Here is a 14,748-nt window from a genome sequence, read left to right on the forward strand (position 1 = left end):
GTCGGTATGGACATTTCAATTGCTTCGAGCTTCCTTCCACAGAACGATCCGGAAGCCGCATTGGCCTTTTATCGCGACGTCCTCGGCTTCGAGGTTCGCAACGACGTCGGCTTCAACGGGATGCGGTGGATCACGGTCGGCCCAGTGGGCCAGCCCGCAACCTCCATCGTGCTGTACCCACCGACAGCCACGCCCGGTATCACCGACGACGAACAAAGCACGATCGCCGAGATGATGGCCAAGGGCACGTTCGGCTCGATCCTGCTGGCCACCCCCGATCTCGACGACACCTTCGAGAAGGTGCAGGCCACCGACGTCGAGGTAGTCCAGGAGCCGACCGAGCAGCCGTACGGGGTTCGCGACTGTGCGCTGCGTGACCCGGCGGGCAATATGGTTCGCATCCAGGAACTGCGCTGAGCCGCTACGGAGATCGACGAACGGAGAACACGGAGTATGCCCACGTCGAAGAAAGCGAACGGTGCTGAATCCGAGCAGGCGCAGCACGTCGCCGATGGTCACGACGTCCTCCGCGTCACGGGCGCCCGCGAGAACAACCTCAAGAACATCAGCGTCGAGATCCCGAAGCGCCGGTTGACCGTGTTCACCGGCGTCTCGGGGTCGGGCAAGAGTTCACTGGTGTTCGCCACGATCGCGGCCGAGTCGCAGCGGATGATCAACGAGACCTACAGCGCGTTCGTGCAAGGCTTCATGCCGACCCAGGCGCGGCCGGACGTCGACGTGCTCGAAGGGCTGACCACCGCGATCATCGTCGATCAGGAGCGCATGGGTGCCAACGTTCGCTCGACGGTCGGCACGGCCACCGACGCGAATGCGTTGCTGCGCATCCTGTTCAGTCGGCTCGGCAGGCCGTATGTCGGCTCCCCGCAGGCATTCTCGTTCAATGTCGCCTCGATCAGCGGGGCGGGTGCGGTCACGACGGAAAAGGGCGGCCGCACCGTCAAGGAGCGCCGCAGCTTCAGCGTCACCGGCGGTATGTGTCTGCGCTGCGAGGGCCGGGGCAGCGTCTCCGACTTCGACCTGACCGCGCTCTACGACGACAGCAAGTCGCTCAACGAGGGCGCGCTGACCATTCCGGGCTACAGCATGGAAGGTTGGTACGGCCGAATCTTCCGCGGCTGCGGCTTCTTCGATCCGGACAAGCCGATCGCGAAGTTCACCAAGAAGCAGCTCAACGATCTGCTGTACAAGGAACCGACCAGGATCAAGGTCGAGGGCATCAACGTGACCTACGAGGGCCTGATCCCGAAGATCCAGAAGTCGTTCCTGTCCAAGGACCGCGAAGCCATGCAACCGCACATCCGTGCGTTCGTGGACCGCGCGATCACCTTTCAGACGTGTCCCGACTGCGAGGGGTCGCGGCTCACCGCGGAGGCGCGCGCGTCGAAGATCAAGGGCATCAGCATCGCCGACGCCTGCGCGATGCAGATCAGCGACCTCGCCGACTGGGTCCGCAAGCTCGACGAGCCATCGGTCGCGCCGCTGCTCACCGCTCTGCGGGAGAACCTCGACTCGTTCGTGGACATCGGGCTCGGCTATCTGTCGCTGGAGCGGCCCGCCGGCACCCTTTCCGGTGGTGAGGCCCAGCGGACCAAGCTGATTCGGCATCTGGGGTCCTCACTCACCGATGTCACCTACGTCTTCGACGAGCCCACGATCGGACTGCACCCGCACGACATCGCGCGGATGAACGACCTGCTGCTGCAGCTGCGCGACAAGGGCAACACCGTGCTGGTCGTGGAGCACAAGCCCGAGGCGATCGCGATCGGCGATCACGTCGTCGACCTCGGTCCCGGCGCGGGCACCGACGGTGGCGAGGTCGTCTTCGAGGGCACAGTCGAGGAGTTGCGGTCGGCCAAGACGCTGACCGGCAAGCACCTCGACGATCGCGCACGGGTGAAGCCGTCGGTCCGAGAATCCTCGGGGGCGCTCGAAGTGCGCGGCGCCGACACGCACAACCTGCAGACCGTCGACGTCGACATTCCGCTCGGCGTGCTTGTCGTGGTGACCGGCGTGGCCGGCTCGGGCAAGAGCTCGCTGATCGACGGCTCGGTGGCTCGCCGGGACGGCGTGGTGTCCATCGACCAGGGCGCGATCAAGGGTTCGCGGCGCAGCAATCCCGCGACCTACACCGGGTTGCTCGAGCCGATTCGCAAGGCGTTCGCGAAGGCCAACGGGGTGAAGCCCGCGTTGTTCAGCGCGAATTCCCAAGGGGCATGCCCGAACTGCAACGGCGCCGGCGTCATCTACTCGGACCTGGCGATGATGGCGGGCGTTGCGACACCGTGCGAGGTGTGCGAGGGGAAGCGGTTCTCCGCCGACGTGCTGGAATACACGTTCGCCGGCTTGGACATCAGCGAAGTGCTCGGGATGTCGGTTGCCCAGGCCGAGAAATTCTTCGCCGACGGTGACGCGAAGCTGCCTGCGGCGCACAAGATCCTGGTTCGCCTCGCGGACGTAGGTCTGGGCTACGTCAAGATCGGCCAGCCGCTCACCACGCTGTCCGGCGGCGAGCGGCAACGGCTCAAGCTCGCCACCCATATGGGTGAGAAGGGCGAGATCTACATCCTCGACGAGCCGACCACGGGCCTGCACCTCGCCGATGTGGAGAACCTGCTCGGGTTGCTGGACCGGCTCGTCGACTCCGGCAAGTCGGTGATCGTCATCGAGCACCATCAGGCGGTCATGGCGCACGCGGACTGGATCATCGATCTCGGTCCCGGCGCGGGACACGACGGTGGCCGGGTTGTCTTCGAGGGCACCCCGGCGGACATCGTCGCCGACCGTTCGACCCTCACCGGTGAGCATCTGTCGGTCTACGTCGGCGCCTGACGCGGCGCGAGTGCACAGTTCTCCGGCGTGTGCGGCCGTCCGATCCGGAATAACTGTGCGCTGGGCGGTAAGAAGAGGGCATGACCACGACGCCACGAACGGTCGCCCGCCTAACGTTGGCCGGCGCGATGATCTTCGCCGGACTCTCGCACCTGTTCTGGGCGCGCGAGGAATTCCAGGCCCAGGTGCCCGAGTCGGTTCCGATGGATCCGGACGGTGTCGTGATGGCGTCGGGCGGTGTGGAGGTCATGCTCGGCGTCGGCCTGGCGACGCTGACCCGCGATCGTGTCAAGATGGGCCGTTTTCTCGCGGCCTTCTTCGTCGCGGTGTTCCCCGGCAACCTCGCGCAGTACCTCAACAAGCGCGACGGGTTCGGGCTCGACAGCGACCGCAAACGATTGGTTCGGCTGTTCTTTCAGCCGGTGCTGATCGCCTGGGCGTTGTGGTCCACCGCGGCGCCGCGCGACAAGCGCTGAGCGGGTTATCGCGTCCCACCGCCCAATCGCCGCAGCAACTCGTCGATCCGCAGCTGTACCGACCCGGTGACCTCATCGGGCGGCATCACGCTGGCGAACAGCGCGGCACCCGACGCGATCACCAGAAACGCAAGCGCATCGATCTCGGTGTCCGCGCTGTGCGTGCCTACGGAATTGTCGGCGACGGCGGTGGTGGCCGGCTTGACCAGGCTCTCCCACAGTCGATGGCGCAATTCAGGATCATGCTCGAGGGTGGTGAGCAGGCCCGGCAGCGCCGACCGGATATCGGGTCGCTCGAATAGGGCGCGGCTGACCGTGATCACCGAGTCGACCCAGCCCGCCGCGGTGGTGCCCACCACCGGGTCGACAGTGGGCAGGTCGCCGAGCGCCGCGTCGAGGACGAGTTCGGCCTTCGACGCCCAACGTCGGCTGATCGTGGCGCGGCCGACCCCGGAGCGCGCCGCGACTGCGCGCACGCTGAGCTCGTTCCAGCCCACTTCTGCCAGCATTTCGCGCACGACGGGCAGGACGCGACCCTCGATCGTTTCGTCACGAGGACGCCCGCCGCGCGGACGTGCGTCGGCGACGGCATTCGTCGAACCCGTCGTGCTCAAGTCTTGACCTCCATTGCTGTGCCACTGGTATCGTAACCGGCGGTACCGTTTCTACGCGGCGCCCCTGATGTTCGAGTGAACCAGGCAGAACCGGCGAAGGTAATGACGATGACCATAAGCGCCAACGAAGACGTAATACGGGCGTCGACCGACCCCCGCGCGTGTCCGTTCATGCACGAGGGTTACGACTTCACCCACCCCGATGCCTTGGCGAACGGCACTCAGCTCTCCGAGTTCGCCCAGCTGCGCAAGACCGCGCCCGTGTGGTGGAACGCCCAGCCCAATCTCGACCTGTTCGGCGACGACGGCTATTGGGTGATCAGCAAGCACGCCGACATCAAGGCGATCTCCAAGGATTCGGACCTGTGGTCGACGAACAAAAAGGGCGTCATCATGCGGTTCCCGGATGAGATGCTGCCCGAACAACTCGAGATGACCAAGGCACTGCTGATCAACCACGATCCGCCGGAGCACACCCGGCTGCGCAAGCTGATCTCCAAACTGTTCACCCCGCGCGCCGTCCACGGCCTGCACGAGAAGCTCGACGAAGCCGCGCGCAAGCTGGTCCGCGAGGCGGTGGAGAAGGGCGAGGGCAACTTCGTCGACGAGATCGCCGGCCCGCTTCCGCTGCTCGCGATCGCGGACCTCATCGGTGTGCCCGAGGAGGACCGGGAGAAGCTGTTCCACTGGTCGAACTCGATGATGAACACCGACGACCCCGACTTCGAAGACGATCCGCAGCAGGCCAACGCCGAGGTGCTCGCCTACGCGTACAACATGGCCGAGCAGCGCCGCAAATGTCCCGCCGACGACATCGTCACCACGCTGGTGAACGCCGATATCGACGGCGAGTCGCTCGACGAGATGGAGTTCGGCTTCTTCGTGATCCTGCTCGCCGTCGCGGGCAACGAGACGACCAGAAACGCCATCGCGCACGGCATGAATGCCTTCTTCGAGAACCCCGATCAGTGGGAGCTCTACAAGCGCGACCGCCCGAAGACCGCGGCCGACGAGATTGTCCGGTGGGCCACCCCGGTGAATGCCTTCCAGCGAACCGCCCTGCGCGACACCGCGATCGGTGGGGTCGCGATCCGTGAGGGTCAGCGGGTCGGCATGTTCTACGGCTCGGCCAACTACGACGAGGACGTCTTCGACCGGCCGTTCGAGTTCAACGTGGCCCGTGATCCGAACCCGCACCTCGGCTTCGGCGGCTTGGGCACGCACTACTGCATCGGCGCCAACCTCGCGCGCATGGAGATCGACATCATGTTCAATGCCATTGCCGATATCGCGCCCGACCTGTCGAAACTCGCTGAGCCGCAGCGGTTGCGCTCGGGCTGGATCAACGGGATGAAGAACCTCTCGGTTCGTTACACGTCCTGACGAGGAGTTCGGCTATGCGACTCAGGGCTCGCATGGCGGGCGCACCACCATAACCGGGCAACGTGCATGCACGACAAGTGCATTGGAGGTGGATCCGAGCAGCAGGCCGCGGAAGCCGCCACGTCCGCGGCTGCCGACGACGAGCAGTTGCGCCTCGTCGGACAGGTCGAGCAGCCGTTCGCGGGGCGCGTCCGGGTAGATCCGGCGCTCGACTCGGACATCGGGGTACTTTTCCTGCCAGCCGGCGAGCCGCTCGGCAAGTACCGCGTGCTCGATGGTTTCGAACTCGATCGGCGGGGTCAGCAAGCCCCGATCGCCGGCGAAATCGCCGGTGGAGAAGGCGGTATCGCTCCACGTGTGCACCGCGACGAGGTTCGCGTTGCGGCGCGAGGCCTCCTCGAAGGCGACGCCGATCGCGTGATCGCTGACCGCGCTGCCATCCACGCCGACCACCACAGATCCGGTCGCGGCAGGCGCGTCGTCGGCGGCGGCGGTGCGCACCACGATGACCGGGGTGTGCGCGTGGCTGGTGACGGCCACCGCGGTCGAGGCCACCGCGCCAAGGCGCCCGGTGCCGGACCCGCCGACCACGACGAGATACGCGTGCTCGGACAGGTCGACGAGCAACCGGGCCGGTGGTTGCGGGGAGACCTCGGCGATGATGTCGAGACTGTCGTCGATGGTGCGGGCCAGTGCGGTGGCGTCGGCGAGGATGCGCTTGCCGGCAAGACGCAGTTCGTATTCGATGCTGGGGACCGCACCATAGTCGGTGCCGTATACCCAGCCCATGTCTGCGAGCCCGATCCCGTACACGATTCGCAGCGGACGCTTGCGGGCGGACGCGAGCTGCGCAGCGTAGCGAACGGCGGCTGTCGCGGCGGCCGAGCCATCGACTCCGACGAGAATGTCGAGTCGCTTGGTCTGCATGTTCGAGGTCATTGCTCCTCCTCGGGCGGGCGCTGGTCAACCCGATCGGTGACGGTTCGAACACCCTCTCCACCAGCCATGATTCGCCCGTTCACGGTGCGCGGAAAGGGACTCGGGTCCCTTGGGCGTGGGACCTTTGTCGGGCAACTAGCATGAGCCGAACCGAAGCGACACCCCGTGTGGACAGCCCGACCCGGGCTGTTTTGGACAGCCCGACCCGGGCGGAGGCAATCGATGACGATCCAGTTCGGGGTTTTCGTCCCGCAATTCCGTATCGACCTCGCCGGAATGCGGGACCGGGCGAGCGCCGCGGAAGAGGCCGGCTTCGACTCGTTCTGGGTAATGGACCACCTGTTCTCGCCCGGAACGCGGCCCACCGACACGCTGGAGAGTTGGACGCTGCTCACCGCGCTCGCGGGCGCCACCACCGACATCCGGCTCGGGCACCTCGTCGGATGCAACCCGCTGCGCCATCCCGCCGTGCTGGCGAAAATGGCGGCCACGCTCGATCGGGTCAGCGGTGGACGCTTCGATCTCGGCATCGGGTGGGGATCGGTGGAGGCCGAGTTCGAGATATTCGGAATTCCGGTCGGCTCCCGTCGGGCACGCGCCGAACAACTCGGCGAGACCCTGGAAATCTTCCGGGCAATGTGCAGCGGTGAGGTGTTCGACTATGCCGGTAAGCATTTCGAACTACGCGGCGCCTACGGTCTGCCGACGCCGGTGCAAGAGCGCATTCCCGTCCATATCGGCGGCGCCGGGGTGCAGTTGACGATGCCGCTCGTCGCCGAGCACGCCGACTGGTGGAACTGCGTCGGCCACGCGCGGCCGCGATTCGACGAACTCGCGCCATTGCGCGGCAATGCCCGAATCTCGGCCCAGTACCCGGTCGGATTCGCCGCCGACGCAGCCGACGTCGACGAGGTCGCCGCGGCGACCGCGCGGCGGATGCCCGAGAGCGGTTGGGGCGAACCGTTACTCGGCACCGCCGATGCGATTATCGAGCAACTGCGCGCCGAGCACGAGCGCGGTGTCGAACTGTTCGTGCTGCGGTTCCACGATTTCGCCGACCCGGCTACGCTGCGCCGGTTCGGCCGTGATGTCATTGCGCCGCTGCGAGGCTGATGTCATTGCTCCGCTACGCGGAGGCCGGGCATGACGTAACGGCGCAGGTGGCGCAGCACCGCGTTGGGATCGTCCGGATCGAGGGTCAGGCCGGGCACCGTGGCGAGGCTGATCAGGATGCGGGCAACCCACTCGCTGACCTCGGCGACGTCGCTGCCCGCGGCGATCTCACCGCGGATCCGAGCGGCCTCGACATAGGGCGACCAGAACAGCGCAAGGTCGGGCACCAGGGCCTGCACGCCGGCGCCTGCACAGGCGGCGAACTCCTCGGGCTCGGTCATCCGCAGGCGCATCACCAGCGCACCCGGCGAGTCGTAGGCGGATCTGCCGAGCCGCACGCCGGCGGCGAGCTGTTCGTCGAAGAATGCGACCTCGCTCAGCTCACGATGTGAGCGCGCCCAGAATTCCTCGTTGAGGCGCACGATCGCGGCGCCGAGTAGCGACTGCTTGTCCGGAAAGTGCCGGTACAGCCACGCCCGCGATACGCCGGCCTCCTCGGCGACCTGCAGGACCGTTGTTGCGCGAATCCCTTTGGCCGCAAGGAGCTTCTCGGCAGCGTCGAGCAGTCGTTCGGTCACCGTGGACGTCGCGGTGCCGACGCCGTCGGTGCGATTGTCGGTTTCGGTCATCGTGGTCCTCGTCTGCCGGGTGGAGAGTGGCGCACTCCGGACTGTAACAAGTTCTAGACAGATCCGAAAATGTGTGTACTGTCCCGGGTAGACAGATTTACGACTCTGTGTACCGTGCTGGTGACCGTACCGCGCGGGCATCGAAGGAGCTGGCGAATGGCACTTCCGGAAACCGCTGTCATCGGCGCGGGGATCAGCGGTCTCACGGCCGCCAAGATGCTTGCCGACTACGGCGTCCCGTACGTCTGTTTCGAGTCCTCGGACCGGATCGGCGGAAACTGGGCCTTCGGTAATCCGAACGGCCACAGCAGCGCGTACCGCTCGCTGCACATCGACACCTCGAAGCATCAGCTGTCCTTCCGCGACTATCCGATGCCCGAGGAGTTTCCGGATTTCCCGCACCACACCCAGATCAAGCAGTACCTCGACGGATACGCCGAAGCGTTCGACCTGGAGCGAAACATCGAGTTCCGCAACGGCGTCACCCATGCCAAGCGTCTCGATGACGGTGGCTGGGAGCTGGCGACCGAAACGGGCCAGTCGCGGCGCTTCGACCTGCTCGTCGTCGCGAACGGACATCACTGGGACCCCCGCTACGCAGACTTCCCGGGCGAGTTCACCGGCGAAAGCATGCACGCCCACCATTACATCGATCCGCAGACGCCGTTCGACTTCACCGACAAGCGGATCCTCGTGGTCGGGCTGGGCAACAGTGCCGCCGACATCGCCGTCGAGCTGTCGTCGAAGGCGTTGGGCAACAACGTGACCCTGTCCACCCGGTCCGGTGCCTGGATCGTGCCGAAGTACATCGCCGGCCGCCCCGCGGACAAGTACTACAAGACCAGCCCGTACATCCCGCTGTCCTGGCAGCGCAAGTTCGCGCAGACCTTCCAGCCGCTGACCGCCGGCCGCCCCGAGATGTTCGGCCTGCCGACGCCGAATCACAAGTTCTTCGAGGCCCATCCGACCCAGTCGGTGGAGTTGCCGTTGCGGCTCGGCTCGGGCGACGTCATCCCCAAGCCGAACGTCAAACGACTCGACGGTGCCACAGTGCATTTCGACGACGGCACGTCCTCGGACTTCGACATCATCATCTACGCCACCGGATACAACATCACCTTTCCGTTCTTCGACGAGAGCTTCATCAGTGCGCCGGATAACCGGATCGACCTGTACAAGCGGATGTTCAAACCGGGCATCGACGATCTGATCTTCGCCGGCTTCGCGCAGGCGACACCGACACTGTTCCCGTTCGTCGAAGCCCAGGCCCGGCTCATCGGCGCATACGCGGTCGGCCGCTACCGGCTGCCGTCGGTCGCCGAGATGAACGAGGTGATCGTGGCCGACATGCAGAAGTACACCGGGCACATGCTCGACCGACCGCGACATACCCAGCAGTTGGACTACTTCCTCTACGAACACGACATGCGTGCCCGCGAGATCCCGGCCGGGGCACAACGAGCGCAACGGCACGGGCCGCCCACCTGGGCCGGCGTCGGGAGCGATAGCGATCGGACCGAACTGACGGCGGGAGCACTGTGATGCGGCAGACTGTGGAGTTCGATTCGCAGGGCACCCCGTGCGAGGCCTGGTTCTACCCGGCCCCGGACGACGCGGGCATCGAACTGGCGTCCCCGGCCGGCCGCCCGGTGGTGGTGATGGCGCACGGACTGGGCGGCACAAAGGATTCCGGACTCGAACCCTTCGCGCAGCGGCTGGCGGCGGCGGGACTACCGGTGTTCGCGTTCGACTACCGCGGGTTCGGCGGGTCGTCCGGCACGCCGCGGCAATGCGTCTCGATGAGCGGCCAGATCGCCGACTACCGTGCCGCGATGACGGCGGCCGCCGCGCTGCCGGGCATCGATCCGAACCGCCTCGTTCTCTGGGGCGTTTCGTTGTCCGGCGGGCACGTGCTGAGCGCCGGCGCCGGCCGCAGCGACGTGGCCGCGATAGTGTCGATCACGCCGATGGTCAACGGATTCGCCGCTGCGCGGATGGCGCTGCGCCACCACACGGCGAGCTCCATCGCACGGTCGAGCACGGCAGGCATGGCCAGTTCGTTCTCGAAGCGGATCGGCAAGCCGCCCGTCATGATGCCGGTCGTCGGCCGGCCGGGCGAGGTCGCCGCCTTGAGCATGGACGGCTACTACGAGGACTACCTCGCGATCGCCGGCCCCACCTGGCGCAACGAGATCGACGCGAGCCTCGGCTCGCAACTCGGCGCGTACCGCGCAGACCGCAGTGCGGCTCAGATCGATTGCCCGACGCTCGTGCAGATCGCCGATTTCGACCGCGGCGCGCCGCCCCGGGCGGCCGCGAAAGCCGCCTTCAAGGCTCGCGCCGAGGTGCGGCACTATCCTTGCGACCATTTCGGCGTCTATTCCGGACAGGATTTCTTCGAGCCGGTGGTGCGTCATCAGACCGCGTTCCTGCTCCGCCATCTCGCCCGGTCCACCGCATCGGCAACGTCTCGCTGAGGAGAACAAACCATGGCCGACACCATCCAGCAGCTGCTTCGGGAACGCGCTGAGAGTGATTCGACCGCAATTATTTACGGCGATCGTCGGGTCAGCTGGCGCGACTACATCGCCGACGCATCCGCCGAAGCCGCGGCGCTGATCGCGATGGCCGACAAGGCCCGCCCGATGCACGTGGGCGCGCTGCTGGCCAATTCGCCGGACATGCTCGTGGCCATGGCAGGCGCCGGTCTCGGTGGCTATGTGCTGTGCGGCATCAACAACACCCGCCGGGGTGAGAACCTGGCACGCGATATCGCCAAGGCGGACTGTCAGATCCTGCTCGTCGATGCCGCGCATCGAGAGCTACTCGAAGGACTCGACCTGCCCGGCGTCACGGTCGTCGACGTCGAGGATCCGCAGTGGCAGCAGAGCTTGGCCGCAGCCGGTGCGCTCGTTCCGCACGCCGAGGCGAGCGCCACCGACACCTACATGATGATCTTCACCTCCGGGACGAGCGGCGACCCCAAGGCCGTCCGGGTGGCGCACCTGATGATCATGTTCGCCGCGGACATGCTCGCCGACAAGTTCGGTCTCACCCCGGACGACGTGTGCTATCTGTCGATGCCGCTGTTCCATTCGAATGCCGTGGTCGCGGGTTTCGGCGTGGCACTGGCCGCCGGCGCTGCGATGGTTCCCGCGAAGTTCTCCGCGTCGGCCTTCCTCGACGACGTGCGTCGCTACGGCGTGACGTACATGAACTACGTCGGCAAGCCGCTGGCCTACATCCTGGCCACCCCCCAGCGTCCCGACGACGGGGGAAACACGCTGCGCGTCGCGTTCGGCAACGAGGCGTCGGACCGCGATATCGCCGAGTTCGCGCGACGATTCGGCACGTATGTGCTCGACGGATTCGGGTCGACCGAGAACGCCGTGATCATCGCCCGCGACTCGGAAACGCCCATCGGGTCGGTTGGCAAGGGGCTGCCCGACGTGGGCATCTACGATCCGGTGACGGTCACCGAATGTGCCACCGCGCGATTCGACGAGGCAGGTGCGCTGGCGAACCCGGACGAAGCGATCGGCGAACTGGTCAACACCCAAGGCAGTGGGTTCTTCTCCGGGTACTACAACGACACCGCGGCCACCGAGGATCGGATGCGGCACGGCATGTTCTGGTCGGGCGATCTCGCCTACCGGGACGCCGAGGGCTGGATCTACCTGGCCGGCCGCACCGCCGACTGGATGCGGGTGGACGGCGAGAATCTCGCCGCGGCACCGATCGAGCGGGTGCTGCAGCGACTCGGCGCGCTCAGCCGTGTCGCGGTCTACGCGGTGCCGGATGCGAACGTCGGCGATCAGGTGATGGCCGCGATCGTGCTGCGCGACAACGAGACCCTCACTCCGCAGGAGTTGACCGACTTCCTCGCCGAACAGCTCGACCTGTCACCCAAGGCGTGGCCACGCTACGTCCGGATCGGCGACGATCTACCGACGACGGCGACGAACAAGATCCTCAAGCGAACGCTGGCCTCGGAGGGCGTGACGGCGGGCGACGGGACGCTGTGGGTGCGCGAGGAGCGGGGCACGGCCTACCGTGCGCAGAATTCGGATGTCGCGGTGGCCACCTCATAATCGGTCCCCCAGTCCGCGGTGATCACGAGCAACTTGCCCCAAAAACTTGGCGAATCGGGGCCATTTACTCGTGATCACCGCGGGAGCCCGGTCACGGCGGGAGCCCGGTGCGGCGCTATTGCGCCAACGCGGCGATCTTGCCCAGCACGTCGGGGTAGCGGCGGGTGTGCGCGCCGCCGTTGAGGTCGATCGCCGCGCCGGTCATCCAGCCGGCCTTGTCGGAGGCGAGGAACACGACCATTTCGGCGATTTCCTCCGCTGTGCCCGAACGGCCGAGCGGGGTGTTCTCGATGTACTCGTCGAGCAGCCCCGGCACGACGGACAGCCCCGCCACGAGTGGGGTGTCCACGAGGCCGGGGGAGATGGCGTTCACCCGGATCTTGCGCGAGGCGAGTTCCATTGCGGCGACCTCGGTCAGCATGAGGACGGCGGCCTTGGCGGCGCAGTAGGCAGCCATACCGGCGGCGGGCTGTCGGCCGTTGAGCGAGGCGATACACACCACGCTCGCGCCGTCGGACACGTGCCGCGCGGCATGCTTGAGTACGAGGAAGGTCCCGGTCTGGCAGACGTCGATCGTGGTCTGCCAGGCGGCGAGTTCGAGGTCGGCGATCGCGCCGGGCAGCGTCAAACCCGCGCAGTTGACCACCGTGTCGATTCGGCCGTGCTCGGCGACGGTATCGGTGAAGAGTCGGGCGACCGTGCCTTCGTCGGTGACATCGACGTTGGCGGCCGTCACCGCAGCACCGAACTCCGCTGCCCGATCGCGGGCCGCGGACTCGTTGACGTCGGCCAGCACCACCGCCGCGCCCTCGCGCGCCAGCGCCGCCACGGTGGCGAGCCCGATTCCCGAGGCGCCGCCGACAACGATGGCGACCTTGCGTTCCGACATCTACCGCTCCTTTGTCTGTGCCGATGAACGTGCCAGATAACGTTGACGCAGTTCGCGTTTGACGACCTTGCCGGTCGCTGTCCTTGGCAATGGTCCGAGGTCGAACACCACCTCGGTGGGGACCTTGTAGTCGGACAGGACCGCACGCGTGAGATCGCGCACGGCTTCGGCGTCGAGGTCGCGAATCCCGTCGCGAACCGTGACCGCAGCGACGAGTCGCTCGCCGCGCCGGTCGTCGGGCACACCGAACGCCGCTACCTCGCTGAAGCGATCCGACTGAGCCAGCGCGGCTTCCACTTCCGCACACGAGATGTTCTCGCCGGCGGAGATGACCAGATCCTTCGCTCGGTCGACCAGATACACCAGGCCGTGGTCGTCGACATAGCCCAGGTCGCCGGTACGCAGCCAGGCGCCGTCGAACGCGTCGGCGGTGTCGTCCGGGCGCCCCGCGTAGCCGGCCATCACGAGCGCGCCGCGCAACTGCAACTCGCCGACCTGTCCGGCGGGTAGCTCGGCGCCGTCCCAATCAACCACGCGCACATCCATTGTCGGACTCATTGCGCCGGAGGTGGTCGGATGTGCGGCGAGAATGTCGCCGCCTGCCGTGCATACACTGCCGCCCACCTCGGTCATACCCCAGCCCGCGCTGCGCCGCGCGTTCGGCAGGCGATCGGCGATGCGGGCGGTGACGTTCGGCGGTGTCGCCTGACCGCCCGGCACGACGTTGAGCAGCGTGCCGAGACGCTCCGCGCCATCGGGCAGTGCGAGCAGATCGTCCACGGTCATCGGCGGTCCGGCCATAAGGCTCAATTGGTACTCGGCGATGAGATCGGCCGCGGCTGAGGCGTCCCAGCGCGGCATCGTGGCGACCCGACCGCCGGCGTTCATCGTCGCCATGAGTGCGGCGATGCCGGAGACGTGGAACAACGGGAAAATGAGCAGGGCAGAAACCGTCGGCATCAGTGTGCGCAGGTCTTCGACGGCAATACCGTATGTTCTGGAGGCGAATTCGAGGTTCGTGTCCGCGACGAAGCGCATGTTCAGCACGACGTTGCAGATGTTGCGATGAGTGAGCAGCACGCCCTTCGGCCGACCGGACGTGCCGGAGGTGAACAGGATCAGACAGACCGAATCGGTATCCGAGACATGCGGTTCGGGTGCCGACCGAGGCGTCGCGGTGAGGTCGGTCAGGTTCGGCGTGGCGGGTGTCTCGGCATCCGTCGCAATAAGCTGTGCCGAGACGCCTGCCGACGCGAGCGTGCGCAGCGACTTCGGGTCGGCGACGATGACGGCGCAGGGCACTTCGACTGCCGCCGCGCCGATTTCGTTCGCGCTCGATCTGCTGTTGAACAGCACGGCGACGGCGCCGATCCGGGTGATCGCGAACAGCGCGATCAGATAGTCCGCTCGATTGTTCATCATGATGCCGACGTGCTCGCCGGGCCCGACCCCATACACCTCGTGCAGGACCGCGGCGAAGCGCCGTGCCCGTTCGAACACCTCGCGGTAGGTCTGCTCGCCGCCGACGCCGACCGTGAGGGTGTTGTCGGCGAAACGCTGCTCGAAATCGGCGACGACGGTGTACAGCGTCGGCGCGGCATGCCGATAGGTCCGGATCGTCGCGCCCCGGACGTGCGCGTCGACCATCTCGAACGGAGCCCCGGGCGCGGTGAGCGCCGCCTCGATCTCGCGATAGGCGGCTACCGGGGACTTCACTTCGACGGTGGAATCCGACACGCCTGCTCCTCTCGATCTGTGACGCTG

13 protein-coding genes are annotated in these 14,748 nt (G+C 66.6%); 8 read left to right on the forward strand and 5 right to left on the reverse strand.

Annotated elements, in window-relative coordinates:
* Positions 1 to 6: 6 nt before the first annotated feature.
* The 3 genes from OG921_RS16465 (at position 7) to OG921_RS16475 (ending at position 3,326) form a co-directional block, all read left to right on the forward strand.
* Positions 7 to 417, forward strand: a complete 411-nt coding sequence (locus OG921_RS16465) for a VOC family protein (protein WP_266113537.1) — start codon at positions 7 to 9, stop codon at positions 415 to 417.
* A gap of 36 nt (positions 418 to 453) precedes the next feature.
* Positions 454 to 2,850 carry an excinuclease ABC subunit UvrA gene (locus OG921_RS16470; RefSeq protein WP_266113538.1) on the forward strand — a complete coding sequence of 799 codons (2,397 nt, stop codon included), beginning with the start codon at positions 454 to 456 and terminating at the stop codon, positions 2,848 to 2,850.
* 80 nt (positions 2,851 to 2,930) lie between these two features.
* A complete protein-coding gene (locus OG921_RS16475) occupies positions 2,931 to 3,326 on the forward strand; it encodes a DoxX family membrane protein (protein WP_266113539.1) in 396 nt (131 codons plus the stop codon).
* 5 nt (positions 3,327 to 3,331) lie between these two features.
* Here OG921_RS16475 and OG921_RS16480 read toward each other — a convergent pair whose 3' ends face one another.
* Positions 3,332 to 3,940 carry a TetR/AcrR family transcriptional regulator gene (locus OG921_RS16480; RefSeq protein ID WP_266113540.1) on the reverse strand — a complete coding sequence of 203 codons (609 nt, stop codon included), beginning with the start codon at positions 3,938 to 3,940 and terminating at the stop codon, positions 3,332 to 3,334.
* 108 nt (positions 3,941 to 4,048) lie between these two features.
* Here OG921_RS16480 and OG921_RS16485 point away from each other — a divergent pair, with 108 nt between their 5' ends.
* Positions 4,049 to 5,323 (forward strand): cytochrome P450, encoded by a 1,275-nt coding sequence (locus tag OG921_RS16485; RefSeq protein WP_266113541.1) that lies wholly within the window; start codon positions 4,049 to 4,051, stop codon positions 5,321 to 5,323.
* A gap of 21 nt (positions 5,324 to 5,344) precedes the next feature.
* Here the strand turns inward: OG921_RS16485 and OG921_RS16490 are convergent, their stop codons facing one another.
* Entirely contained in the window at positions 5,345 to 6,262 is a 918-nt protein-coding gene (locus OG921_RS16490; protein ID WP_266113542.1) for a universal stress protein, read from the reverse strand.
* Positions 6,263 to 6,484: 222 nt separating this feature from the next.
* On the opposite strand from OG921_RS16490, the gene OG921_RS16495 reads away from it, so the two are divergent.
* Positions 6,485 to 7,375 carry an LLM class flavin-dependent oxidoreductase gene (locus OG921_RS16495; protein ID WP_266113543.1) on the forward strand — a complete coding sequence of 297 codons (891 nt, stop codon included), beginning with the start codon at positions 6,485 to 6,487 and terminating at the stop codon, positions 7,373 to 7,375.
* A gap of 2 nt (positions 7,376 to 7,377) precedes the next feature.
* Here OG921_RS16495 and OG921_RS16500 read toward each other — a convergent pair whose 3' ends face one another.
* On the reverse strand, positions 7,378 to 8,004 hold the full coding sequence (locus OG921_RS16500; RefSeq protein ID WP_266113544.1) for a TetR/AcrR family transcriptional regulator: 627 nt from the start codon (positions 8,002 to 8,004) through the stop codon (positions 7,378 to 7,380).
* A gap of 156 nt (positions 8,005 to 8,160) precedes the next feature.
* Here OG921_RS16500 and OG921_RS16505 point away from each other — a divergent pair, with 156 nt between their 5' ends.
* From OG921_RS16505 to fadD1, 3 genes are read left to right on the forward strand one after another with little or no spacing between them, the layout of a single operon-like run.
* Positions 8,161 to 9,546, forward strand: a complete 1,386-nt coding sequence (locus OG921_RS16505; RefSeq protein ID WP_266113545.1) for an NAD(P)/FAD-dependent oxidoreductase — start codon at positions 8,161 to 8,163, stop codon at positions 9,544 to 9,546.
* On the forward strand, positions 9,543 to 10,481 hold the full coding sequence (locus OG921_RS16510) for an alpha/beta hydrolase (protein ID WP_266113546.1): 939 nt from the start codon (positions 9,543 to 9,545) through the stop codon (positions 10,479 to 10,481). The genes OG921_RS16505 and OG921_RS16510 overlap by 4 nt, the downstream gene beginning before the upstream one ends.
* Before the next feature lie 12 nt (positions 10,482 to 10,493).
* On the forward strand, positions 10,494 to 12,095 hold the full coding sequence (fadD1, locus tag OG921_RS16515; protein WP_266113547.1) for a fatty-acid--CoA ligase FadD1: 1,602 nt from the start codon (positions 10,494 to 10,496) through the stop codon (positions 12,093 to 12,095).
* Positions 12,096 to 12,210: 115 nt separating this feature from the next.
* On the opposite strand, the gene OG921_RS16520 is transcribed toward fadD1, so the two are convergent.
* Both OG921_RS16520 and OG921_RS16525 read right to left on the reverse strand, forming a co-directional pair.
* Complete coding sequence (locus OG921_RS16520; RefSeq protein ID WP_266113548.1) at positions 12,211 to 12,984, reverse strand: SDR family NAD(P)-dependent oxidoreductase; 774 nt, start codon at positions 12,982 to 12,984, stop codon at positions 12,211 to 12,213.
* Positions 12,985 to 14,721, reverse strand: coding sequence for a class I adenylate-forming enzyme family protein (locus OG921_RS16525; RefSeq protein ID WP_266113549.1), 1,737 nt, complete (start codon positions 14,719 to 14,721; stop codon positions 12,985 to 12,987).
* Positions 14,722 to 14,748: the final 27 nt, after the last annotated feature.

This window comes from Aldersonia sp. NBC_00410 (assembly GCF_026342035.1).
Lineage (GTDB): Bacteria > Actinomycetota > Actinomycetes > Mycobacteriales > Mycobacteriaceae > Aldersonia.